The sequence below is a fragment of the Paraglaciecola sp. MB-3u-78 genome, assembly GCF_002835935.1.
Classification (GTDB): Bacteria; Pseudomonadota; Gammaproteobacteria; order Enterobacterales; family Alteromonadaceae; genus Paraglaciecola.
In genome coordinates this window covers 305,331-327,232 of record NZ_PJCF01000003.1, presented here as the reverse complement: position 1 = coordinate 327,232, position 21,902 = coordinate 305,331, and the positions used below count along the sequence as shown (strand labels likewise).

Genomic DNA, 21,902 nt, shown 5'->3' with positions numbered 1-21,902 from the left:
TTGAGCAACTAATTAACGCCAAGAACAAGGTTTTCAGAATTTAACCTTGTTCTGATCTCAGTGATCCTCGAAACCTACAGTAAGTTCTGCACAATCAGTTGCTGTTGTCTCAATCCATCGGGATCACAATGGGTTTTTAACTGAGCAAAGTTTTCGGCCCATTCGGAAGTTCTTATCCTAATAGGGGGAGCGTTATTTTTAGCAACACGGATCACCACATCAGCGACTGCATGGGGTGTTTGGTATAACCCTTCTGTGGCGGCTCTGTTTTGTGCATTACCGATATATTTCTGTAATAGGCGCAATAGAATTCGTTAAATGGTTGCCCTATTAAACCACCTACAGAAGTCACATTAATAATATGCCCACTGCGCGCCTTACGCATATGAGGCAATACCGCTTTAGTACAACGCACCACCCCCATGAAATTCACATCCATCACCCAATCAATTTCTTGCTCCCTTGCATGTTCTGTTGTTTTAACAAACCTTGGCTTACATTGCAGACAGTCAAAGTGGGCTAAACATTTGGTTGAAACAGACCACAGAAGATGGCCGCTTAGTGATTGAGAATATTGACATAGCGGCCACACAGTTTAGCGGCCTACTAAAGTCATTCGCCTATTGGCCGCAGATAGTGGGTTTTGGTGGGTATCCAGAATCGCCTGAGTATCGGCAAATCATTGATTCAGCGGTCGCTATGTTTTTAAAGCAGTATCAAACATAAGCTTCAATAACCTGAGCTCGGGATAAATAGATTTATTTATAAATTTTCAAAGCGCTAGAAGGCGGGTTAACTGGCCCTAACATCTGCCATCTAAACGGTGGCAGATGCACTAAGAAACGTAAAGGTTTAATCCGGCGAATTTTCAATTCTGTTCATTTTATGTCGTAATTTTTTACACATTTAAAAACTTATATTTTTTATTTTTTATTTTTTATTTTTTAACCATATGATATTTAAGAACAAATTATTTGCTGGTTCAGATATTACTTATCTACCATGATGTTATTAAACACATTACTGATCGTGATGGTTGAATTGGATTACCAACACAATTTAACTATTTTTCGAGGGAATGTAATTATGTTAAAGAAACGAGGTTTATCATTAGCCTGCTGTTTTATGCTGATTTTAATGGGTGGAATGAGTACGGCCCATGCAAATTTAATAGAAGATGCTGTAGGTCTATTATCAAAAATAGAGCGTTGCATAATGTAATGTCTCTATTTTCCCCTACTATTTATCTTCTATTCATCTTCTATTCATCTTCTATTCATCTTCTATTCATCTTCTATTCATCACCATGCTGATCCATACAATTATCAACTACGCAGCCAAATTCGGTTCTGGTGATGACATCGTCTGACTTACGGGTTAGAAAGAGCGAAAGCACGCTTCGCGCCATCTTCCCGCGCGGCGTCTGCTTGCCATTTGCCCCTAAAACAAGCCATTTTTTGCTGAAACTTTAAAGGTGGAAAAGCAGTGGCGGAGCCACCAAAGAATAAAAATCGGCGTAGCCGAAGCTTTTGACTAACCCTCGCATGTATGTTCGCCAATTATTTCTGTTATTTAATAGGGTGAAACTGGACTTTTTAGAAGCACTGCTTTTCCCAGTTGAACAGCTCGACAGGGAAGTCGAGATTGGGTGCCGATCATCAGGGAAGTGTGATTGGTTAATTTAAAGTGTTTGAATCTGGTTGCGAAGGAAGGGCTAAATTTGCCAGATAATTGGATGAAAAACATAGTTTGGCGAGCGGGCTTTTTTGCTTACTTTTTTTTGTCTGCAGAAAAGCAGTCATATGCCTGCTTTCTGATTGGTCAATAAATAGTTTTACTTTGAAAATCGCTTAAACAAAAAGTAAACATACAAGGGTAAAGTGAAAAAGGGTGCCAACATCATAAAGGCTAGAATCGGCCCCACTTTTTGGTCAACAGGCTCTAATGAACTGATCACCGTATATCCGAAAAGGTAAGGCAACAACATATAAGCTAACGCAAAAGCGCTAAATAACCAGACCGACGGGTTCGATTTTTTCAAGAACCAATAAGTCGAACCAGCGAACACCATCGCCCAGAGTATGGATGGGGTATGAATAAACATTCCAAGTTCAAGGTGAGAGATGCTGTTTTCATTCCATACAAGTCTCCAATATTCGGTGTTAAACAATATAAAATGTACTTCACCCGCCGACAAAAGCTGCGACAGCTGCTCTGATGGTTCATCTACATTTGATAACCAACCAACAAATAAGGCAATAGTTGGCAACGTTAATACACATAAAATAATACTCAATGCTTTTACAAAAACTGTCGATTTTACCATTGCGTTTTGCCCATCCCAAATTGCCGATGCTGTTTGTCGTAGTAGCCAGGTGGTTGTATCTTGATTAGTTTGCTGGCGTTCTGTGTATTCTTCTTCCATATCGCCAATGAGCTCGTTACGATATGCAGGATTTGCTAATCGAGACAACAACCACGAAGCTAACCTAGGCATTGCAGAGCGATGTTCTTTAGATGAATTAATATTAAGCATGACACTCGCCTCCTACTTGTAGTGCAACGCCTTGCCACATGGTATCCATAGCCTCTTTAGCGTGTTTAAGTGCGGCTTTACCTTGGGCAGTCACCGAAAAAAAGCGTTTAGGTCTACCACCACGCTGAGCGGTTGCCTCTCCAAATTTAGACACGACTAAGCCTTTTTTTTCCATTCGTTCTAGAGTTGAGTACAAAGCACCTAGTGCAACATCTCTGTCTATCTCAGACTGTAAAAGCTGACGAATTGCTGCACCATAGGCGTTGGTTTCTAATCGCAATAATGCGAGCAAAACTGTCTGTTCAAATTCACCTAACGTTTTTTGATTCATAATTACCCCCTAAATTTTCTTACCATGTAATTTTTGAAGGTTGATCCTACAACGGATAATACTACATTGTAGTAATTTAAGGTGATACATAGGTATGTCAAACTATACACATCAAAATAGACGAGATTTTTCTATCAATGCTGAAACCTCGTATCTTTTGAAATAAAAGGGAATATAGGTCTGTGGTGTGCTAGAACCAGGCCTAAAAGATAGTGAGAATGAGCGTATATAATTCGCTCGAAGGCCGGAATGACGTGGAGTTCAAGAAAAGATGGTGCGAAGCATTCTATATTGCAGCCATCTTGCAACCTGCGTTTTTCAATATGATAGCGATGAAACGTTAGAAGGGCTAAATGTAAATGGTGAATTTACTTTAGGTGAGAACATTGGTGATTTGGGTGGTAGCAGTATTGTCTTTAAAACCTATCAATTTTCCCTTGAGGGTAACAGAAGGCGACGCACTTTATCTACGACCCGCAGGACCTGTAAAAACCTGATAATAAGATACATAAAATGTCACACAAATTGAAACGGAGCCAAATGGCTCCGTTTCAATGTTTAATGACTAGACATAATGTGGGTTTTAATATCGTCAGACATTTAGCTGTTGCTCGAACTAAGTAGCTCGTGGCTCAAAACTAATTTAGCTTAATTTTCTCGCCTTAAACTTACGCCCTTTTAACTTTCCTTCGTTAACTTGTTTAAGTGCGCGCTTAATACTACGGGTTTTAACTGCCACATAAGTATGAGTAGCGGTAACGTTGATTTTGCCTATATCATCACCGGCAATATCGGCGTCTTTCGTTAAAGCGCCCAAAATATCTCCGGGACGAATTTTGCTTTTTTTGCCGCCGTCTATACAGATGGTAGAATATTCAGGTTGGATTAAACGGTTAGCATGAAAACGCAGGGCTTGGATACCGGTCCATTTTATTTTCGCTTTTTGATAATCTTCAATGGCATTGGCGCGAGGCATTTCCTTTTTGGTACACAAGGTCAGCGCTAAACCTTTAGCATCAGCGCGGCCAGTTCGACCAATGCGGTGAATATGCACTTCAGGATCAGGGGTGATTTGATAGCTAATGACCGCGTTCACTTCTTTTATGTCTAAGCCACGTGAAGCAACGTCGGTGGCAACCAACACCGAAACACTTCGATTAGAAAAACGGGTTAAGACCTCCGTTCTGTCGCGCTGCTCTAAATCACCATGCAAAGCTAATACAGACACGCCTAATTTGGTGAGTTCGTCTGCCACTTCCTGACAGGCAATTTTAGTATTACAAAATACTATGGCTGATTCTGCTTGGTAGTGACTTAACATCGCCGCCACCGCTTTAATACGATGGGGCTCTTCTACTTCAAAGAACAGCTGTTCAATACTAGTGGTTTCATGAGTGGCTTCAACACTGACTTGAAGAGGATTACGCTGTACATCACGACTTATTTGCGCAATAGAATCAGGATAGGTAGCAGAAAAAAGCAAGGTTTGTCTGTCAAGTGGCACGGCATCAATGACTTTGGCCATTTCTACTTCAAAGCCCATATCTAACATCCGGTCGGCTTCGTCAAGCACTAAAGTATTCACTTCGCTTAGGTCTAAGCGACCGCGAAACAAATGGTCCATTATGCGCCCAGGCGTACCCACAATTATATGTGCGCCATGTTCTAGAGAGCCAATTTGTGGGCCCAATGGCGTGCCGCCACATAAAGTTAAGACTTTGATATTATGAATACCACGGCCTAACTTACGGATTTCTAACGCCACTTGTTCCGCGAGTTCACGTGTAGGGCACATAACCAATGCTTGAATACGAAATCGCTTCACCTTGAGGTTGTGTAATAGACCTAAACCAAAGGCAGCGGTTTTACCGCTACCGGTTTTGGCTTTGCCGACTACATCTTTGCCTTCAATAATGGCAGGTAAGCTCATGGCTTGGATGTCGGTCATTTCTTTGAAACCCATAGATTCCAAGTTATCGAGCAAGGCGTTGTTTAAACCTAGTGAAGCAAATTCTTTATTCAAAATATTCTCTTTTGTTGGGCTGCCAACAGTATCCTTTATAGGCTACTGTGACGGTCTTTTTCAATACATTGGTCGAGCACTTGCAATAATTCTGCTCGTGCTTTTAATTTAGTCTGGTGATGGGCTTGCATATCTAGTTTTGTCATAGCCTGCGCAATCGCTAGTACTGTAGGTGCAAATTCGGCTTCGCTAACGACCTTATCTAAAAATCCAGCGGTAACCGCTGCTTGTGGTGAGACCATTTCAGCTAAAATCACTGAACGGTTAAAAAATACTGGCGCCAATCTACCTCTGGCCAATTCTACACCACCATAGTGCATAGTCATACCTATTGCGACTTCGTTTAAACCTATCTTAAATGCTCCGTCAACACCCACTCGATAATCAGCGGCTAACAATAAAAATGCGCCCTTAGCAACCGCGTGTCCATTACATGCAGCCAACACCGGATAGGGAAACGCTAACATACGTCTTGCCAATTTTGAGCCTTTTTCAACCAAGTCCATGGCTGCACTCATGCTCTCTTTCATTATTTTTAAATCATAACCACCAGAAAACATACCAGCTTGCCCGGTCAATACCACAACAGCCTGAGCTTGTTCTGCTTGATCCAATGCTTGATTAAGTTCGTCGACCACTTGATGTGAAATGGCGTTTACTTTGCCATTTTGGATAGTAATAGTGGCTACTTGGTTTTCAATTTGACAGGTAACGAGTTCGCTCATGTTAGTTCTCTTGATAAAAAAGGGGGGGATTTGAATTTAGTTATCCGTCATATACCCCTTTCAGGGCAACTAATAAATTTGTATAGCAGACTATCAATCAAACTGTAGGATTATTAAAAATCGATGCAAATATAATAAGATTGTATAAAAACCCCCTATATTTCAAAGCTGGAGCGGAAAAGACAAGGTTTACACCACAACCCAGAAAAATTAACCCAGATTTAGACAGACCACTGCATGCTAAAGTCGAGTGTCAAACAGGGTTAATTTTCCAGTCAACAGTTTGCCCTGCAAAAAATGGCACTATCGGTTCGCCATTTGGCAAGATAACAAATTCAGGTACAGTCCAACTTTGTTTTACCAAGGTCACCGTACTTTGGTTACGAGGTAGTTCATAAAAATCGGCACCGTGGAAACTGGCAAAACCCTCTAGCTTATCTAGTGCATTGAGTTCATCAAAAACCTGAGTATAAAGTTCCAGGGCACTCCATGCACTATAACAACCGGCACAACCACAAGCGTTTTCTTTAGCATGTTTAGCATGGGGTGCTGAGTCTGTGCCTAAGAAAAATTTATTCGAACCACTAGCGACTACCTTGCGAAGAGCTTGCTGATGCGAGCTGCGTTTTAATACAGGTAAACAATAGTTGTGTGGTTTAATACCACCTACCAACAAATCATTACGATTTAACAATAGATGTTGGGGAGTAATAGTGGCGGCTACATTAGCAGCGCTACACAAAACAAAGTCAGCCGCGTCACTGGTAGTGATATGTTCAAACACCACTTTCAATTCAGGGAAGGCTTGCACAATTTTAGCCATATATTGATCGATAAATATTTTTTCACGATCAAAAATATCCACATGGCTCTCAGTGACTTCACCGTGCACCAATAACAACAAACCTTGTTTTTGCATCTCATCGAACACTGAGTATAACGCTTCAATACCGCTTACCGCTTGCTCTGAATTGGTAGTCGCTCCAGCAGGATATAATTTGGCAGCTATCACACCTGAATTTTTGGCCTCGATAATATCTTGCTTAGTCGTTTGATTCGTCAGATACAGCGTCATCAAAGGTTCAAAATGACTACCTTGAGGGCGAGCAGCTAAAATACGCGCTTTATATTCACCGGCCAACTTCGCATTCACCACAGGAGGTACTAGATTTGGCATGACTATCGCTCGAGCAAAACACCTAGCAGTAGCAGGTACGGTTTCGTCGAGCATATCGCCGTCTCTAAAATGTAAATGCCAATCGTCTGGTGTGGTGATAGTAATCTGTTGCATCTTTGCCCTGCTTGTATTTTCTGTAAAAAATAGATAAACGTAAGGTGATTATTATGCCTTAAATCTACCAGCAAACACCAAATTCTCAGAACATTTGTTGTTTCAAAAACATAATACTTTGTCATCGAATAATAATCTTCTGAATTTAGTGACAAATTAAAGCACTATTAATGTCATAATTTATTTATTTTTCTCGTGGAATTGTTTTATGTCTGCAGCCATAAGCCTGCTAAATGTTGTCCCTGATAATAAAAAGAACTTTTTTAACAAACTTATCTTCAGATTATTAGATCGTATCCTTGCTATTAATAAGTTGGACGGCTTGTACCGTGAAAATAATCTTCACGGTTTAGACAAAACAACCTTTGCAAAAAGCCTATTAGATGGTCTGAATATACAATTGTTAGGCTTGGAAGCCTTACAAGCTAAAATCCCTAAAACCGGGCCACTTGTTATCGCTAGTAATCACCCTTTTGGTGGCATCGAAGGGGTATTTTTAGCTTGGGCAATTGAAAAGGTGCGCCCCGACATAAAAGTAATGGCCAACCAAGGGCTGAAGATATTTCCGGAGCTTGAAGACTATTTCATTTTTACCAATCCCCTCTCAGAAAAAGATCCAAAAAATGCGCCATCTATTCGTACTTGTTTAAAACATGTGAAAACCGGCGGTGCATTACTTATTTTCCCTGCGGGGCGCGTAAGTTATTTTCATAAAGACACCAAACGTATCGCTGACCACAGCTGGAACAGATTGATTACCAGCATCGCCAATCGCAGTAATGCGCGGTACTTACCTATATTTGTCAGTGGTTTTAACAGCCCATTGTTTTATCGTTTAGGTCGGATTTATTTTAGGCTACGCATGTTGATGTTACCTCGTGAATTAATCAACAAGCGCAATGCAAAAATAACCATCACCGCCGGTGAGCCGATTGAGATTAAACATTATGCAAAAGAGTTAGACCTAGATACACAAACAGCGCTTTTTAGGGCACAAAGTTATTTGCTTGATCCTAATTGGCAAACACCGTGGCCGGCGGATCCTGTCACCCAATTACAACCACTTGCCGCTGAAGTCAGCGGTGAGACAATTTTGCAAGAAGTGCTGCAGCTTCCCAATGAACAACACCTGCTGGATCACAAAGATTTATCCGTATACTTTGGTTATCAACATCAAATTCCTAATACAGTAAATGAAATCGCCCGGCTACGGGAAATGGTATTTCGTGAACATAACGAAGGTAGCGGTGAACCATTAGACACCGATCACTTCGACGCCACTTACACGCATTTATTTGTGATGAAACAACACACCGGCCAAATAATCGGCGCTTACCGCATGGGGCAAACCGACAAGTTATTAGCCGATGGCAACTTAGAAAACCTATATTTGCACCCCATGTTTGATTTTGGCCCTGACTTTGTGAATCGCCAACAACCCTGCTTAGAAATGGGCCGTTCATTTTTAATACCCGAATATCAACGCAGTTTCCAAGGCCTATTTTTGTTATGGCGTGGTATTGGCGCCTTTGTTTGTCAATATCCTCAGTACCGAACCTTATATGGCACCGTCTCAATCAGTAAATTATACGACGTGCGCAGTGCTGCCATTATCCAGCAGGCCATGGTCACACCCACAGACAAAGTTGTACCAAGGGCGCCGTTCGAACATAAGTTACACCCAGAAGTACAAGACTTTGCAAAACAACATGGCTTAAAAGACCATGTTAGCGCCTTGCTTAAAGGGATTGAATCCGATGGAAAAGACGTACCCATCTTACTGAAACACTACAATAAACTGGGCGCTGTTTTTCATTGTTTAGGCATAGATAAAAGTTTTAATGATACCCCCGGATTATTGCTGAGTGTGGATTTACCCAAGGCGCCAGAGAAATTATTGAAGTTGTATATGGCGCTCGGGTGGCAAGAATACAAAGACTATCAGGCTTGAAATGGCAAAACTCTGATATGAATCAATCCCATGTATAAAAAAGTTGAGATAAAAGTGTTGCGTTTGTACACTGTTTCTAAGTTCTAAAAGGAAGTCCATTCATCTTTTCATTGAAGCATAAATTTTGCTATTTCCTGTGTCTGGTAATGTTGCTGCAAGGCGGCTTACGCTTGCTGTTCAACAGTTAGCAAAGTTGCGTCTGCAAAGTTTTAATGACATAGAACTGATCTGTACCGGCAAGAAATGAAATGGATTTCGTTATCTAAAACGGCCCAAACTAACCACTTTGTTTTTGTGAATGCCCCTGAAGAAGCCTTTGACATAGACATTAAAAACCTGTGTCCTGACAATGTCCTGTCTGACTTCAAAAATATTATCCCGCCTTTGGATCATGATGGACTTGCTCAGTTTGTTAGCTATCGAGCCAGATTAGTTAGACTCGCGCAACAGCCTTACACTGCCTATCCCTATCAAAAAGCCCACTCTCGCGGCCCTCCTGTTTTTTCTTGAATAAATAACTAACAACATTTTACCAGTGCAAACTGGTATTGATAATTTTGTGCGCGCAAGCGCCGTAGTTCAAGAGAATAACAATGAATAAACACAACGTTTCAGCGGCATACGTATTGGCCGTTATCGGCACTTTGAGTACCGTACTATAACCGCCCAAGCTAAGCAAACAGATGACCTAGAGACAATTGAAGTACTCGGCCATCAAGAAACTTCTACACTGAAACTTGATATACAAGCACTAACCGATAGCTCGGCAGACTATCGAGATAGTTTGCGCCGACTACCCGGAATGAGCATTAATGGGAACCTTGGTTACGCTACAGATACAATATTCGCCAGTATAAATGGTTTAAAACAACAACGTGATCAGGTAGAGGATGCCCGCAGCTTAGAGGTGCCAAATAGTTTTTACTCTCGCTCTGGATTTGGCACAGAGCTAGGTCTTCGTCACGGACAACACCTTTTACATGGGGTTTATCAACGTGTTAATACTAACGACAGTGGTACGCCAGCATTAGCGATGGACATAAAATATATTGATGCCCCTTGGTATTTCGGCAGGTCTTGCTGATGGCAATAATTATTTAGGTAACCTTGCATTAAATGAGGAAACGGCCAACCAAGTCGATCTTGGGTTTAGCTATCAAAGTGCCCAATTAACTATTGCACCACGGATTTTCTATCAATCGATTCAAGATTACATTGTGGGTAGCCCCTCTGAAGATGCAGTAGCCAATATGGTGTCCACCATGATGAGTGGTAGTTCACCACTGCAATGGCAAAATACCGATGCCACAATTTGGGGAGCCGATGTATTAATGACTGCCCAACTAACAAATAGAATTGACCTAGGTATGACCGCGAGTTGGGTTCGAGGGACCCGAGATGACCTTAACCAACCGTTATATCGCATTGCTCCTGCTAGCTTGATAACACAATTACATTGGCGCGATGAAAATCTGACATTATCCATAGAGTCACAACTACTTGCATCTCAGCAACAGGTATCAGAGATACAAAATGAGTCTCCCAGCGCAGGTGCCGGAATAATCAATCTGTCATCTCAATACCGGTTCAATGAAAATATAAGTGTCTCTTTTTCCGCTAAAAATGTGTTTGATAAAATCTATCAAACACACCTTGGTGGCATTAATTGTGTTGCCGAAACAGATGTAGCAGTGGGAGAAAGACTTTACGAAACAGGCCGTGAGTTGAGCGCTAATTTCACACTGCTTTGGTAAGTCCTGATGAGTGCTGTAAACCAGCCAGCACTTTTTAGTATTTAGGCTACGAAGCTGGTCATTGCGTGATACGAGCTAAAAGATAAAATTTATTTACCACAGAGGAAAAGGAGCGCGGTCGCTGCACAGAGGAAAGGAAGGAAGGAAGGAAGGAAGGAAAAAAACATACACTTTTTACCTCTGTGACCTCTTGTTCCCTGTGGTTTAAATTATTTTGCTTTTATCTTCTCGTTTTTAGTCGATCACTGCGTGATAAGTGCTTATTTTGTTAGAACAATAGATCAAGTGAAACTTTTTGTGCTTTGCAAGAGTAACCCGAACAGCCGTATGGCATAGCTTACAGGTTCGGATTGCTCAATCTAACGAGCTGGGCAGTGGCTAATTTACGGTGGCATTTAATGGCTAAAATGATGTGGATGACTGATGCACAAGATTATTATTGGTCGCGCTTTTCAATACGCTTTGTAACCAAACTCGTGTCTGTTCTTCTGACTCAAAAAAAACGTAATTAACACCGGCATCTTGATATATTTCTTCCCAAAAACGCTGCGTTATTTCAGCAAACGCTATGTTCACAAAGACCACCGCTGTTGCACTTAAGTGCATGGTCTTCACCTGCTTAATTGTCTGAACAAACATTACATTAGCTTCAGCTTACATTAAAGGTGTGCCATTGAGTAACACTAAGATTGCCCAAGAAAAGAAGGCATTATTTGCTCACGAAGTGCGCTAATATCTTGTCAGAAATCAGCGCCCACTTGGTTCGACACTTTAATTCGTAGAATTGGCACTATACCTTTTTAACAAACTCAGACTTCAACTTCATGGCACCTATCCCATCAATCTTACAATCGATATCATGATCGCCATCTACCAAACGAATATTCTTCACTTTAGTGCCTACTTTAACAACAGCAGACGAACCTTTCACTTTGAGATCTTTGATCACGGTAATAGTATCGCCGTCAGTTAGTACATTACCGTTTGAGTCTTTGATTACTTTTTCGTCTTCGTTTACTTCGCCAGATTGTGACCATTCATGAGCACATTCTGGACACACGTACATATCTCTATCTTCATAGGTGAAAGTGGAGTCGCACTGTGGACATTGGGGTAAATCGCTCATGGAAAAATCCTTATAACAAATACTTGGCAAAATAATTAAAGACAATTATCCGCGCTTTGTTAGGCAATTACCAGCTACATACTCCGCCCTTTTAAGAGCCTAAGAAATACCAGAGTCAATATTTGATTGGATGAACGACTTAAAATGATTTGGTATTTATGACGGTGCGACTAAGCTTGTTGACGCACATAGGTAGCAGTGCTGGGTGCGATCCCAAAGTTGATTTCATCTTTATTACCTAACAAAGAATTTATCACTGCTAACAAAGAAAAATGATGGACTGCGTGACTTGAGACAAAAACCAACTCACGGGCTAAAGTCGATTGGGTTTGAGTATTTTGCGTTTTATTTACGGAAGTCTCACATACTACGGTAAGGGACATATCAGTATCTAGTTGACTGACTTCTTTTAGCCACTGCTCTACTTTTTGCCACTGTAACAAGGCCGTCTGCGGGCAAGATTCAACACTAGAATAACGATTGCGTTTATTGTAATTAATCAGCCCTTGGTTTAATCCATCTTTTAAGGCTAAATAATGATCTAATATATGCCGCATATGAGCGCCAGCGCTGCTAGCAAAATGAGGTTTAATCACCACTTGATAATTTTCAGCTGATAAACCCAGCAGATACGCCTTTGCCTGTTGCACAGTTTCTAATTGGTCTTCAAGTGTTATGGCATGATTGAGCATGTGATTCCTGTATTATTATTATTGATCTAGTTATCCCCTCTAATGACCATGGGTCCTCCATTTTTATTTCATGATTTATATTTCATGACAAAGGAGACATTCTTAGCATAAAAAATTATTCATGCCCTGCATTGCGATCGAATCAAATTTACTACACTAATATTACAGTCATATTATGTTCTAAATCATTGTATTACTATTTATTAAATGCTTTGGTAGTTCAGCTATTAGGATGATAAAAGCTAAAGCTAGAAACACTAGCTAGGCACTTCGTGAGTAATAGTTTGCCTCCCAAACATCTTAGTGGTCACCAAGAGGTGCTTAAGAACAAAGTGAACACGCTAAACAATTTAGGTTGACACCACCCGTTAGTATTTCGAAATTACTACGTCTATAAAGCCCTGCCAAATTTCATTTGGCACCCAGATTGCCAACATGTCCTCCTTGGCAAGTTCTGCAGATTCCTTCAATTGAGTCACACGATATAAATATGTAAATACTGCACCACGCCAATTTAAGCGGCAATGGGTTAGTGTTATCCCCTCACTCTTATTAAATTGTTTCATTGTTAATATATATTCGCGAAAATTTTCAATTGTCGGGTTGTCCCACTCAACTTGAATATTATAATAGGTTAGATTCAGCTCATTCATTAAGCTTGATTCTTCTTTTCTATCTCCAGGTAATAAATCAATAACCTTAGTGACACCCAAGGCCTTAAGGGTTTCAAAATGTCCTTGATTCGGCATTCCCGAGCTGACCATATTGGGTGTATCAACGTGATAATTTTTCAAATCTGATAACGGGGCATCTAGAGCATTTTCTGATGCCTTTGAAGATGGCGCAAAAATAGCGGATAAAAGTACAGCGACTAGCGTAAAAATAATTGTTTTCATGTTCTGCCTTCCGAGCTCAATAACAAAAAAGGATGTAGGTGGTTTCTTACCAGCAAGCAGTATAAACCTAGTCATACTCACATTCAAAATTTGCCACACACTTTAAAACTTAACGTTTCGATTACTGACATTAACATTACACTTATTACAAGTGGGTTGGTAATCAGCTAAGAGTTAATTGGGTAATTCAGAAGTTCTGATACAATAATAGGTTTAACTAAATAGCTAAAAGAGTATTTCATGAAAAAAGGACTAGGGATTTTTGCTTTGATAGTGCTGCTGATTGCAGGTAGTGCTTGGTATATGTTGAGCGGAGCGGGCGATTTTATTCGTGCGCAAATAGAACAACAAGGGAGTAAGTATCTGGGAACCACTGTGTCAGTCTTCAAGGTAGACTTGGCATTGACTGATGGACGAATGACCATCAGTGATCTAGATATAAAAAATCCCCAAGGCTTCAGTAATCAAGACGCGTTCAGTGTCAATGCGATCACTCTCGACTTAGGCGAAGTGATCAATGAACCTTATGTGATACAGACAATTAGCATCCATGCACCAGAAATTCTTTATGAAGTAGACAAAGATGGCAAGGGTAACCTGATAGTACTGAAAAACAATTTGGCCGCCAATCTGCCAAAAACTAAAAATGAACCGGCACCCACATCACAAGACGTGGCCAATCCTTTGGTTATTGTTGAAAACATAACAGTCAGTAATGTTCGCCTTAAGCTCAATTTTGAAAAACTACCTACTGGCGATCTTAATATTGAGACAAAAGAGTATGAGGTGACCTTACCCACCTTCAATGCAGGCTCTATTGGCCAACCCAATGGCATGCCAGCAGATCAAGTGGGAGTGGCTGTGGTTCAAGCCATGCTCGATAACGTGATTGCTGCAGCTAAATCTGAAGCAAAAAAACGCTTAGAAGACGAGGCTAAGAAAAAAGCCAAAGAAGAACTTAATAAACAAAAGGATAAGTTGTTAGAAAAAGCTAACGATAAGCTCAAAGATCTATTCAGTTGAGGTTAATATCCATCACTAAAGATGGGTAGAACTTATAAATTAGTGGGTTGTTTTAAATAGAGCCTGCACCAAGCAAGGAACATTATTTGGTGCAGACTCTAAGACTGGCATAGTGCGATTAGTTCCGAATACGAGCAGCCCCTCGTTGAAAATTACATGGGTTTTGTTTGGTTTAATCTCCAATATACCGGAGACCGAGCAACAGAATTTAATGTAAATGAGCCCAATTATAGAGAAATGGACGCTTATACTGTTGCCAATTTGCGTGTCGGTGTTAGGTTTAGAGACTATGAAGTGTCTTTATTTGCAAACAACTTGTTTGATGACGATGGTGTAGTTCGGGCAATTGGCCGCCCACCATTTGATCCACCAGCAAGTATACGCGTCAACCCGCGTTCTATTGGCATCACCTTTCGTGGTCACTATTAAATAATTGTTTGGCTACTGGCTTACCAGTAGCCAATTTCTATAAAGGATAAAAATATATGCAGCGATATTTAGCCGGACTTTTACTCATAATATGCTCTTTAACAGTCATGAGTTTTGCCCAGGACCACAAAATACAAACAACAACAGAAAATCAGGCCATTAGTCAGTTAATGGACGGTCTTCACTATGCCGCTAGCCAAGCCGACCTAGACGGCTATTTAGGTTCTTTTACTCCTACCGGTGTATTTATGGGAACAGACGATTGGGAGCGATGGACACGACCCATCACCTTAGATGAATATGTGAAAGAGCGTTTCAAAGAGGGTACAGGTTGGACATACACATCGGTCGAGCGTCATATTAATTTTGCAGATGATGGCCAAACCGCTTGGCTGGATGAAATTATTGTGTCGAAAAAATGGGGCCGGTTTAGAGGCACGGGTGTAGTAACAAAGCAAAACAACACATGGAAAATTGCACATTATTCCATGAGTGTATTAGTAGCAAATGAGGCTTTTGTTGATATTTCCAAAATTAATCAAAAAGCGTTTGAAGCGCGAAAATCTAACTAATTGCATAAGTGATATTTGTTTTTGCCACCATTAATTTAGGTCTGCAAGCATTATTGTCCCAGTCCATCATCGGCTCCAGCGCAAAAACGTATCCCCCGTTTATTACCCCTTGAGTAATCGGCTTCAAACTCCACTTAACCGTCAACCATCAATATGAAATTGTTACTGCGAAGGTCACAACGGGAAATGTTCATGACACCCAAGCCGTGGGTGAATTAGCAAGGGGGTAAACGGATCAATTGTATGGCGATAAAGGCTATTTGAATAAAGTCTTAGAAGCCGACTTATTCGACACATGTGACAGGCGCATCAAAACCGTTCGCAAAACATGAAAACCAAAGCAATGTCGTTGTGGGATCGGGCTATGTTCTCAAAGCGCTTTATAATTGAAACTTGGATTCAATTATAAAGCGACCCACTAATAAATATTTAATTTATCGAGCACTCAAGGCATCGCAGTATTAATGGCTTATTGCTAAAAAGAAAACAAGCCATGTCTAAATATAACTGACCTAGAGCATAACTCTATAATTATTGCTTAAGCAGATCTCAGGTTAACAACTATCACAAAAGCACCTGCACCAAGTGATCTATCAACTTCCTAATTCGAACCGTTAAATGGCGACTCGAAGGGTACACAGCATATAAATTAAATTCATTTGCGGTCTTGTCTTCAAACAAAGCTACTAACTCACCACTTTTAAGAAAAGGGTCAGCCGTGTAAAGCGGGCAACGACCAATGCCTAATCCCCCTGCCGCCATATTCGCGATGGCACGAGGTGAATTTGCAGTAAAAGATCCGCTAACAAGAAATTTTTGTATTTTTCCATTTATAGTAAATCCCCAATGCTCTGGGTCTGATGATGATATTTGTCGCAAACAATTATGGGTCGACAGTGCACTTGGATGTAGTGGTTCACCAAATGCCCGGATATATTCGGGAGATGCCACCACCACTAATCGCATAGTGAGTAACTTACGGGCGATAAGGGTGGAATTTTGTAGAGGGCCAAAACGGATCGCTAGGTCAAAACCTCCATTTAACATATCCACATGTTGATCGGAGAGATGCAGATTAATAGACACCTTGGGATGTGCTATTTGAAAAGGACGAATTGCCTCTACCAATTCCCCCGCGCCAAACCCTGTCGGCGCTGTAATTCGAATTGGCCCGGCTAATTCAGATTGACGCTCATGCACCAAATCTTCCAACTCATCAAATTGATCTAGCAATAACACACAGCGCTCAAAATACGCTAGACCGGTATCACTTAAAGTGACACGCCTAGTAGTACGATGGAACAGTTGTGCGTCCAAACGTACTTCTAGTTGCCGCACATGTTTGCTCGCCAAGTTAGTGCTAATACCTAACTGCTTTGCCCCCGCGGTAAACGATTTTTGCCCCGCCACAGCAACAAAAATACGCATACTATCAATCGTATCCACAATAATCCCCTGCCGCCAATTATTATATTCATAATGGAGATAATGTTTCAACAATATAGTATATTGTCTTTAAATCAAGCAGTGCCTATTATTTCCTCTCACCCAGTAATCATTCAATAGAGGAACACATTATGTCAAATGCCATTCGTATTCACAGCTTCCCACTTTCGGGTCATGCTCATCGAGTACAATTATTCGCAAGTGTTGCAGGTATTGCGCACCAAATTGTCCACGTTGATCTCCCAGCGGGAGAACATAAACAAGCACCATTTCTCAGTCTTAATCCTTTGGGAGTAGTGCCCGTTATTGAAGATGGAGATGCCATTGTGCATGACTCAATTTCAATCCTCATTTATTTAGCACGCAAATATGCGCCTGCATTTATCCCTGAGGATCTGCAACAAGAAGCTGAAATGCATCGTTTTCTTGCCATGTCTGCAGGTGAAATTTCTTATGGCGTAGGCGCGGCGAGACTTATAAATGTATTCAATTCACCATCCGATCCTCTGTTTGCTAAAGCCACAGCAGAAAAAGCGTTGATAAAACTGGAACAGCAACTAGTTGGCCGTGACTTTTTGGTAGCCAATAAAATCAGCCTGGCTGACTTTGCCATATACAGTTACGTGGCCCATGCACCTGAAGGTGATGTGTCATTAGAACCTTATCCTAATGTACGTCGCTGGCTAACCAACATTGAAAGCCTGAAAGGTTTTGTGCCCATGCAAGCCACCAAAGTAGGGTTAGCGGCATAAGCCTTTAATACAAGTTGATCACTAGCTCGCACATCAAGCACAAATACACCCTGCTGATGGGTTTGCGAGCTAGTAGTAGTAGATGTTACCCAGCGCTTTCGAAAACCACACACAGAGATGATTATCATGCAAAACGAGACTCGCGATAAAACCGATCAAAAAACCAACCTATCGCCATTTCATTCTGGTGAGCAGGAAATTCAAACTCGTGTGGGCAAGCGTGAAGCGATGGAAAATTTTGGGAAGCGTGCAATACGTTCATATATGCCAGAACAACACCGAGAGTTTTACCAACAACTGCCTTTTATTATTGCAGGCAGTGTTGATGCACAAGGCTGGCCTTGGGCGTCGGTGCTTTCGGGACAGCCTGGTTTTATAAGTTCGCCTGACCCGACGACATTAACCATGAGAGTATCTGCAATCTTCGGTGACCCTATTACACCACAATTAAAAAAAGAGGGTAGCCCCTTAGGTTTACTCGGTATAGAAATGAATTCTCGTCGTCGCAACCGAGTTAATGGTCGAGTACAGCATACTAGTGCAACGCATTTTTCAATATCTGTTGACCAATCATTTGGCAATTGCCCACAATATATACAGAGTCGTAGTATTAAATTTAATGAAAAAACTCAGGTAACTAAAGATCCCAATAATATACAAAATTTTACTAAACTAAGTCATGAAGTGAGTGAATTAATTCGTGGTGCAGACACCTTTTTTGTGTCTAGTTATGTGCCAGCCAAAGACCGTCCAGAACTAGAAGGCGTCGATGTATCACACCGTGGTGGGCGCCCTGGTTTTGTGAAAGTAGCAGGTAATACACTGACTATTCCTGATTACTCAGGCAACTATCATTTCAACACACTAGGTAACTTTTTAGTTAACCCTAAAGCGGGCTTAGTGTTTATTGACTTTTCCACTGGCGACTTAATAATGCTAACCGGTACAGTCAAATTATTATGGGAAGACGAACCAGAAGTTACCGCATTTAAAGGTGCCGAGCGCGCATGGCGTTTTATACTCGACCACGGCGTTACATTAAAAAAGGCATTGCCTTTTCGTGCATCGTTTAATGAGTATTCACCTAACACATTAATGGCCGGAGGTTGGCAGCAAGCAAATGCCACGTTGGCTGCTGAAGCTGCACGGGAGTCGTGGTTAGCCTACACCGTAAAACGCATTGAAGATGAGAGTGATGTTATTCGTTCTTTTTATTTAGAACCGAAGGAAGGCAAGCCATTGACCTCTTCAAAAGCGGGGCAATTTTTGACTGTGCGCCTTACACCGCCTGATGCAAACGCAGCTGTTATTAGAACCTACACTGTCTCATCTGCTCCAGACAAACCCTATTACCGTATTTCGGTTAAACGGGATACTAATGGCACTATTTCACAATACCTACACGACACAGTGCGCGTTGGCGATGTAATTGAAGCCAAAGCACCTACTGGTGACTTTTGTATTGATGCAGCAGAAAAACGCCCAGCCGTATTAATTGCTGCGGGCGTTGGCATTACGCCTATGATGGCCATGACGTCACACATTCTCAATGAAGCTAAGCGTACTCGTCATCTAAGACCATTAACCATATTACACGCTGCACAAACTACCCAACGGCGAGCGTTTGCCGATAGTTTCCGTGATGCCGAGAAACAAGCCAACGGTAAAATCCGTTATTACTCTTTTATTACTCAACCCAAAGAACAGGAAAAAATAGGCGTTGATTTTAATGGAAGTGATTACATCAGCGCCGATACACTTCGACAAATATTAGCCCTCGACGATTATGATTTTTACCTATGTGGTCCATCTGCGTTTATGCAGGTACTCTATGCTGCAATTCGCAGTTTAGGTGTAAGTGATGCTCGTATTTTTGCCGAAGCATTTGGCCCAGCAGCACTCATTCGCCAAGTCGATAATGAGTCTGTGTTGCCACCAGCAGAAAACGAAGCCGATGAAGCGGCCATAAAATTCGCTAAGTCGGGCTTTGAACAAAGATGGAACGCAGGTGATACCACACTGTTAGAAACAGCAGAACAACATGGGCTCACACCGAGTTTTGGTTGCCGTACTGGCGCTTGCGGCTCCTGTGCGGTGAAACTGCTATCAGGCTCAATCACCTACCGCAGCAAACCTAAAGCTACGCCAGCAAAAGGCGAGATATTAATCTGCTGTGCAGTACCAAAAAAAGAAAGCACTGAGCTAGATAACAATGAACAAAATTCGAATCAAATCAGCACAGTTGAAATTGATTTATAAGTATTACAACACTTACCTATAGCCCATTGATAAAGGAACACTATATTATGCAAACACGACCACCACTACCGCCGTTCACCGAAGAAACGGCTCGCCAAAAAGTGCGCCTTGCCGAAGATGGCTGGAACAGTCGTAATCCTGAAAAAGTCGCATTGGCCTATACCCCCGACACACAATGGCGAAATCGTTCAACCTTTATTCATTCCCGAGAAGAAGCACGAACATTTCTCACCGAAAAATGGGCCAAAGAAAAAGAGTATCGGTTAATCAAAGAACTTTGGGCATTTACTGATAATCGAATAGCGGTGCGGTACGCTTACGAATGGCACGACGAAAACGGTAACTGGTTTCGTTCCTACGGCAATGAAAACTGGGAATTTGATGGCGACGGTTTAATGCGCAATCGGTTCGCCTGTATTAACGACCTAGCCATTGCAGAAAGCGAACGCAAATTTCATTGGCCACAAGGTCGACGCCCAGATGATCACCCGAGTCTGTCTGAACTTAATTTTTAACATATATAAATTTTTTACATTGCGATGTAACCCATAGCTTATATTTCTGGGTTACATCGCAATCTAATTAACCAAGTCCCCTCCTTTATTTTTAATCCATCCAAGACGCCCATTTCATCGAATAAGCGATCCTACACAACATATGTGGATCCTCATTTTTGTTGAGATAAGACTTGCGCGGTTTTAAAGGGCTATTCACCTTATTGAGAATAGAGATTATGTATTCATTATCACTTAACATGAGATAAGCGCCCTATATTCTCAGTTGTGGTGGTATGAATTTCACTGGAGGCGACGGAGCACTTTGTGCCATTAGCTGACATTAACAATGCGTACCCCATATCACAGGTTAAGTTTTATGTGAGTAAGATAGCCTCTGTGGGACACTTAAAGAAATAAACCTTATCAAAAGATGAAGCTATCGGAAGGTTCATCTTAAGCTCGCTAAAATTAGTTGCTATCGACGGAAGACTTAAGTTCGGCGCTGTATCATGCTCTACAAACAGAGGAGGAGCCTGTCCAGAAACAATAACCAACCAGTGCTCGTCACATTTAGCGTAACCCAAAAGGGCTTTATGCTTCCTATGTAGCACAGGAAATAAATTATCCTCTGTGAAATTCTCTAGAAGGCATCCTCTATTGCCCGTCACAACAGAAGCTTTATGTCCATCATTGAATAATTGAATGTATTGGAGAAAATTTGGAAGTTGAGGACAGATATGTTTGCGCTGCTTACTATCCTTTAGGTCTGTTTCTGTCCTAACCATTAGCTCAATCGAATGCCGACTCATTGATGCTGATACTGTATTTATCAAAGAGGCTATTTCGGACAATGTATCATTATAATTATTGCTATCAACAGCGATACCATCTTCGAAAATCAGACCTATCTCTAATGGTAAGCTAGTATCAGTAGCTTCAAGTAAATCACTGCCAAATTTGTTTTGCGCAGACTCTATTTGTTGCATCGAAAATCTTTGATATGAACTTCGTTCAGCAAGCGTAACTTCTACTCCTATACATTCTCCAATTTAACAACCCTCTACAAAATTCTTTGCTAAATACCATTAAAATTTGGAGTTTGTGACCGAAATCCAGTATTGAGGTCAAGATTCCCAATGTACTTCGCTCGAAGCCATCTGTCGCCTGTGTTGCCATTTGCAGACATTGACGAAAACTGTTTGTGGGCTCTTATTTTTACTATTTTTACTTAATGCGGAAGAAAGCGATGTTAGTGAAGCTGGGCGTTTAGGTCACGCTATAAATAGTTGACAAGTAATTTCACTGAGTGGTAATTTCATTTTTGCAGGAAATTAAGATTTAGTGCCTAAAAATGGCGTCTTTAGTAAACGGAGTTTTGAATCCTCATGTTCATTTCTTTAGTTCGCTTTTAATCTCATTATTTCAATTCAGACGTTAGGTTTTATTTCAGGCAAATAGGTGGAAAAAACCTGTAACGCCGGTTGTATCAATACACAAACGAGCTGGGCTTTTATGCGTCCAGCCTATCAACTAGATGTCCTGAAAAGAATAAGCGATCTTTAGAGTCCGCATAGTTTATGCGGTTAGTTACAAGCAAGG

General features: G+C 41.2%; 26 protein-coding genes. 13 read left to right on the top strand and 13 right to left on the bottom strand.

Annotated features, from left to right (window positions below):
• Positions 1 to 74: 74 nt before the first annotated feature.
• Both CXF95_RS30385 and CXF95_RS30380 read right to left on the bottom strand, forming a co-directional pair.
• Positions 75 to 305, bottom strand: a complete 231-nt coding sequence (locus CXF95_RS30385; RefSeq protein WP_232787692.1) for a hypothetical protein — start codon at positions 303 to 305, stop codon at positions 75 to 77.
• On the bottom strand, positions 212 to 424 hold the full coding sequence (locus tag CXF95_RS30380) for an SDR family NAD(P)-dependent oxidoreductase (RefSeq protein WP_232787686.1): 213 nt from the start codon (positions 422 to 424) through the stop codon (positions 212 to 214). Before CXF95_RS30380 ends, CXF95_RS30385 begins: the two co-directional genes overlap by 94 nt.
• A gap of 65 nt (positions 425 to 489) precedes the next feature.
• Here CXF95_RS30380 and CXF95_RS05425 point away from each other — a divergent pair, with 65 nt between their 5' ends.
• Positions 490 to 726 (top strand): TetR/AcrR family transcriptional regulator C-terminal domain-containing protein, encoded by a 237-nt coding sequence (locus tag CXF95_RS05425; protein ID WP_101197738.1) that lies wholly within the window; start codon positions 490 to 492, stop codon positions 724 to 726.
• A gap of 1,108 nt (positions 727 to 1,834) precedes the next feature.
• Here CXF95_RS05425 and CXF95_RS05415 read toward each other — a convergent pair.
• Together CXF95_RS05415 and CXF95_RS05410 are read right to left on the bottom strand one after the other, a co-directional pair.
• Entirely contained in the window at positions 1,835 to 2,536 is a 702-nt protein-coding gene (locus tag CXF95_RS05415; RefSeq protein WP_101197736.1) for a hypothetical protein, read from the bottom strand.
• A complete protein-coding gene (locus tag CXF95_RS05410) occupies positions 2,529 to 2,867 on the bottom strand; it encodes a PadR family transcriptional regulator (protein WP_101197735.1) in 339 nt (112 codons plus the stop codon). The genes CXF95_RS05415 and CXF95_RS05410 overlap by 8 nt, the downstream gene beginning before the upstream one ends.
• Positions 2,868 to 3,138: 271 nt before the next feature.
• Here CXF95_RS05410 and CXF95_RS31375 point away from each other — a divergent pair, with 271 nt between their 5' ends.
• Positions 3,139 to 3,396, top strand: a complete 258-nt coding sequence (locus CXF95_RS31375; protein ID WP_101197734.1) for a M13-type metalloendopeptidase — start codon at positions 3,139 to 3,141, stop codon at positions 3,394 to 3,396.
• 114 nt (positions 3,397 to 3,510) lie between these two features.
• Here the strand turns inward: CXF95_RS31375 and dbpA are convergent, their stop codons facing one another.
• The 3 genes from dbpA to pyrC all read right to left on the bottom strand — a co-directional run bounded on the left by dbpA (position 3,511) and on the right by pyrC (position 6,906).
• Positions 3,511 to 4,890, bottom strand: coding sequence for an ATP-dependent RNA helicase DbpA (gene dbpA / locus CXF95_RS05400; protein WP_101197733.1), 1,380 nt, complete (start codon positions 4,888 to 4,890; stop codon positions 3,511 to 3,513).
• A 35-nt stretch (positions 4,891 to 4,925) separates the two neighbouring features.
• Positions 4,926 to 5,615, bottom strand: a complete 690-nt coding sequence (locus tag CXF95_RS05395) for a crotonase/enoyl-CoA hydratase family protein (protein ID WP_101197732.1) — start codon at positions 5,613 to 5,615, stop codon at positions 4,926 to 4,928.
• 253 nt (positions 5,616 to 5,868) lie between these two features.
• Entirely contained in the window at positions 5,869 to 6,906 is a 1,038-nt protein-coding gene (gene pyrC / locus CXF95_RS05390; protein ID WP_101197731.1) for a dihydroorotase, read from the bottom strand.
• A 208-nt stretch (positions 6,907 to 7,114) separates the two neighbouring features.
• Here pyrC and CXF95_RS05385 point away from each other — a divergent pair, with 208 nt between their 5' ends.
• The 4 genes from CXF95_RS05385 (at position 7,115) to CXF95_RS05370 (ending at position 10,611) form a co-directional block, all read left to right on the top strand.
• Positions 7,115 to 8,857: a lysophospholipid acyltransferase family protein gene (locus CXF95_RS05385; RefSeq protein WP_101197730.1), complete on the top strand. Its 1,743-nt coding sequence runs from the start codon at positions 7,115 to 7,117 to the stop codon at positions 8,855 to 8,857.
• 243 nt (positions 8,858 to 9,100) lie between these two features.
• On the top strand, positions 9,101 to 9,367 hold the full coding sequence (locus CXF95_RS05380; RefSeq protein ID WP_101197729.1) for a hypothetical protein: 267 nt from the start codon (positions 9,101 to 9,103) through the stop codon (positions 9,365 to 9,367).
• 274 nt (positions 9,368 to 9,641) lie between these two features.
• Positions 9,642 to 9,941, top strand: coding sequence for a hypothetical protein (locus CXF95_RS05375; RefSeq protein ID WP_157828079.1), 300 nt, complete (start codon positions 9,642 to 9,644; stop codon positions 9,939 to 9,941).
• Positions 9,910 to 10,611, top strand: coding sequence for a TonB-dependent receptor domain-containing protein (locus CXF95_RS05370; protein WP_101197727.1), 702 nt, complete (start codon positions 9,910 to 9,912; stop codon positions 10,609 to 10,611). Before CXF95_RS05375 ends, CXF95_RS05370 begins: the two co-directional genes overlap by 32 nt.
• A gap of 402 nt (positions 10,612 to 11,013) precedes the next feature.
• Here CXF95_RS05370 and CXF95_RS05365 read toward each other — a convergent pair whose 3' ends face one another.
• From CXF95_RS05365 to CXF95_RS05350, 4 genes are all read right to left on the bottom strand, one after another.
• A complete protein-coding gene (locus CXF95_RS05365) occupies positions 11,014 to 11,217 on the bottom strand; it encodes a hypothetical protein (protein WP_101197726.1) in 204 nt (67 codons plus the stop codon).
• 184 nt (positions 11,218 to 11,401) lie between these two features.
• Positions 11,402 to 11,737 (bottom strand): zinc ribbon domain-containing protein YjdM, encoded by a 336-nt coding sequence (locus CXF95_RS05360; RefSeq protein ID WP_101197725.1) that lies wholly within the window; start codon positions 11,735 to 11,737, stop codon positions 11,402 to 11,404.
• 170 nt (positions 11,738 to 11,907) lie between these two features.
• Positions 11,908 to 12,429 carry a hypothetical protein gene (locus CXF95_RS05355; protein WP_101197724.1) on the bottom strand — a complete coding sequence of 174 codons (522 nt, stop codon included), beginning with the start codon at positions 12,427 to 12,429 and terminating at the stop codon, positions 11,908 to 11,910.
• Between the two features lie 368 nt (positions 12,430 to 12,797).
• The gene (locus CXF95_RS05350; protein ID WP_101197963.1) at positions 12,798 to 13,325 is read right to left on the bottom strand and encodes a hypothetical protein; all 528 of its coding nucleotides are present in this window, start codon (positions 13,323 to 13,325) and stop codon (positions 12,798 to 12,800) included.
• A 240-nt stretch (positions 13,326 to 13,565) separates the two neighbouring features.
• Between CXF95_RS05350 and CXF95_RS05345 the strand changes: the two genes are divergently transcribed.
• From CXF95_RS05345 to CXF95_RS31105, 4 genes are all read left to right on the top strand, one after another.
• Entirely contained in the window at positions 13,566 to 14,348 is a 783-nt protein-coding gene (locus CXF95_RS05345; protein WP_101197723.1) for an AsmA family protein, read from the top strand.
• A 156-nt stretch (positions 14,349 to 14,504) separates the two neighbouring features.
• Complete coding sequence (locus CXF95_RS05340; protein ID WP_157828077.1) at positions 14,505 to 14,777, top strand: TonB-dependent receptor; 273 nt, start codon at positions 14,505 to 14,507, stop codon at positions 14,775 to 14,777.
• A gap of 56 nt (positions 14,778 to 14,833) precedes the next feature.
• Positions 14,834 to 15,349 (top strand): nuclear transport factor 2 family protein, encoded by a 516-nt coding sequence (locus CXF95_RS05335; RefSeq protein ID WP_101197722.1) that lies wholly within the window; start codon positions 14,834 to 14,836, stop codon positions 15,347 to 15,349.
• A gap of 116 nt (positions 15,350 to 15,465) precedes the next feature.
• On the top strand, positions 15,466 to 15,579 hold the full coding sequence (locus CXF95_RS31105; protein WP_255418899.1) for a transposase: 114 nt from the start codon (positions 15,466 to 15,468) through the stop codon (positions 15,577 to 15,579).
• 334 nt (positions 15,580 to 15,913) lie between these two features.
• On the opposite strand, the gene CXF95_RS05325 is transcribed toward CXF95_RS31105, so the two are convergent.
• Positions 15,914 to 16,795, bottom strand: coding sequence for a LysR family transcriptional regulator (locus CXF95_RS05325; RefSeq protein ID WP_101197721.1), 882 nt, complete (start codon positions 16,793 to 16,795; stop codon positions 15,914 to 15,916).
• A 131-nt stretch (positions 16,796 to 16,926) separates the two neighbouring features.
• Here CXF95_RS05325 and CXF95_RS05320 point away from each other — a divergent pair, with 131 nt between their 5' ends.
• The 3 genes from CXF95_RS05320 to CXF95_RS05310 all read left to right on the top strand — a co-directional run bounded on the left by CXF95_RS05320 (position 16,927) and on the right by CXF95_RS05310 (position 20,321).
• Positions 16,927 to 17,547 (top strand): glutathione S-transferase family protein, encoded by a 621-nt coding sequence (locus tag CXF95_RS05320; RefSeq protein ID WP_101197720.1) that lies wholly within the window; start codon positions 16,927 to 16,929, stop codon positions 17,545 to 17,547.
• A gap of 126 nt (positions 17,548 to 17,673) precedes the next feature.
• The gene (locus CXF95_RS05315; RefSeq protein WP_101197719.1) at positions 17,674 to 19,806 is read left to right on the top strand and encodes a pyridoxamine 5'-phosphate oxidase family protein; all 2,133 of its coding nucleotides are present in this window, start codon (positions 17,674 to 17,676) and stop codon (positions 19,804 to 19,806) included.
• A 47-nt stretch (positions 19,807 to 19,853) separates the two neighbouring features.
• Entirely contained in the window at positions 19,854 to 20,321 is a 468-nt protein-coding gene (locus tag CXF95_RS05310) for a nuclear transport factor 2 family protein (protein WP_101197718.1), read from the top strand.
• A gap of 356 nt (positions 20,322 to 20,677) precedes the next feature.
• On the opposite strand, the gene CXF95_RS05305 is transcribed toward CXF95_RS05310, so the two are convergent.
• Positions 20,678 to 21,289, bottom strand: a complete 612-nt coding sequence (locus tag CXF95_RS05305; RefSeq protein WP_101197717.1) for a hypothetical protein — start codon at positions 21,287 to 21,289, stop codon at positions 20,678 to 20,680.
• Positions 21,290 to 21,902 lie beyond the last annotated feature (613 nt).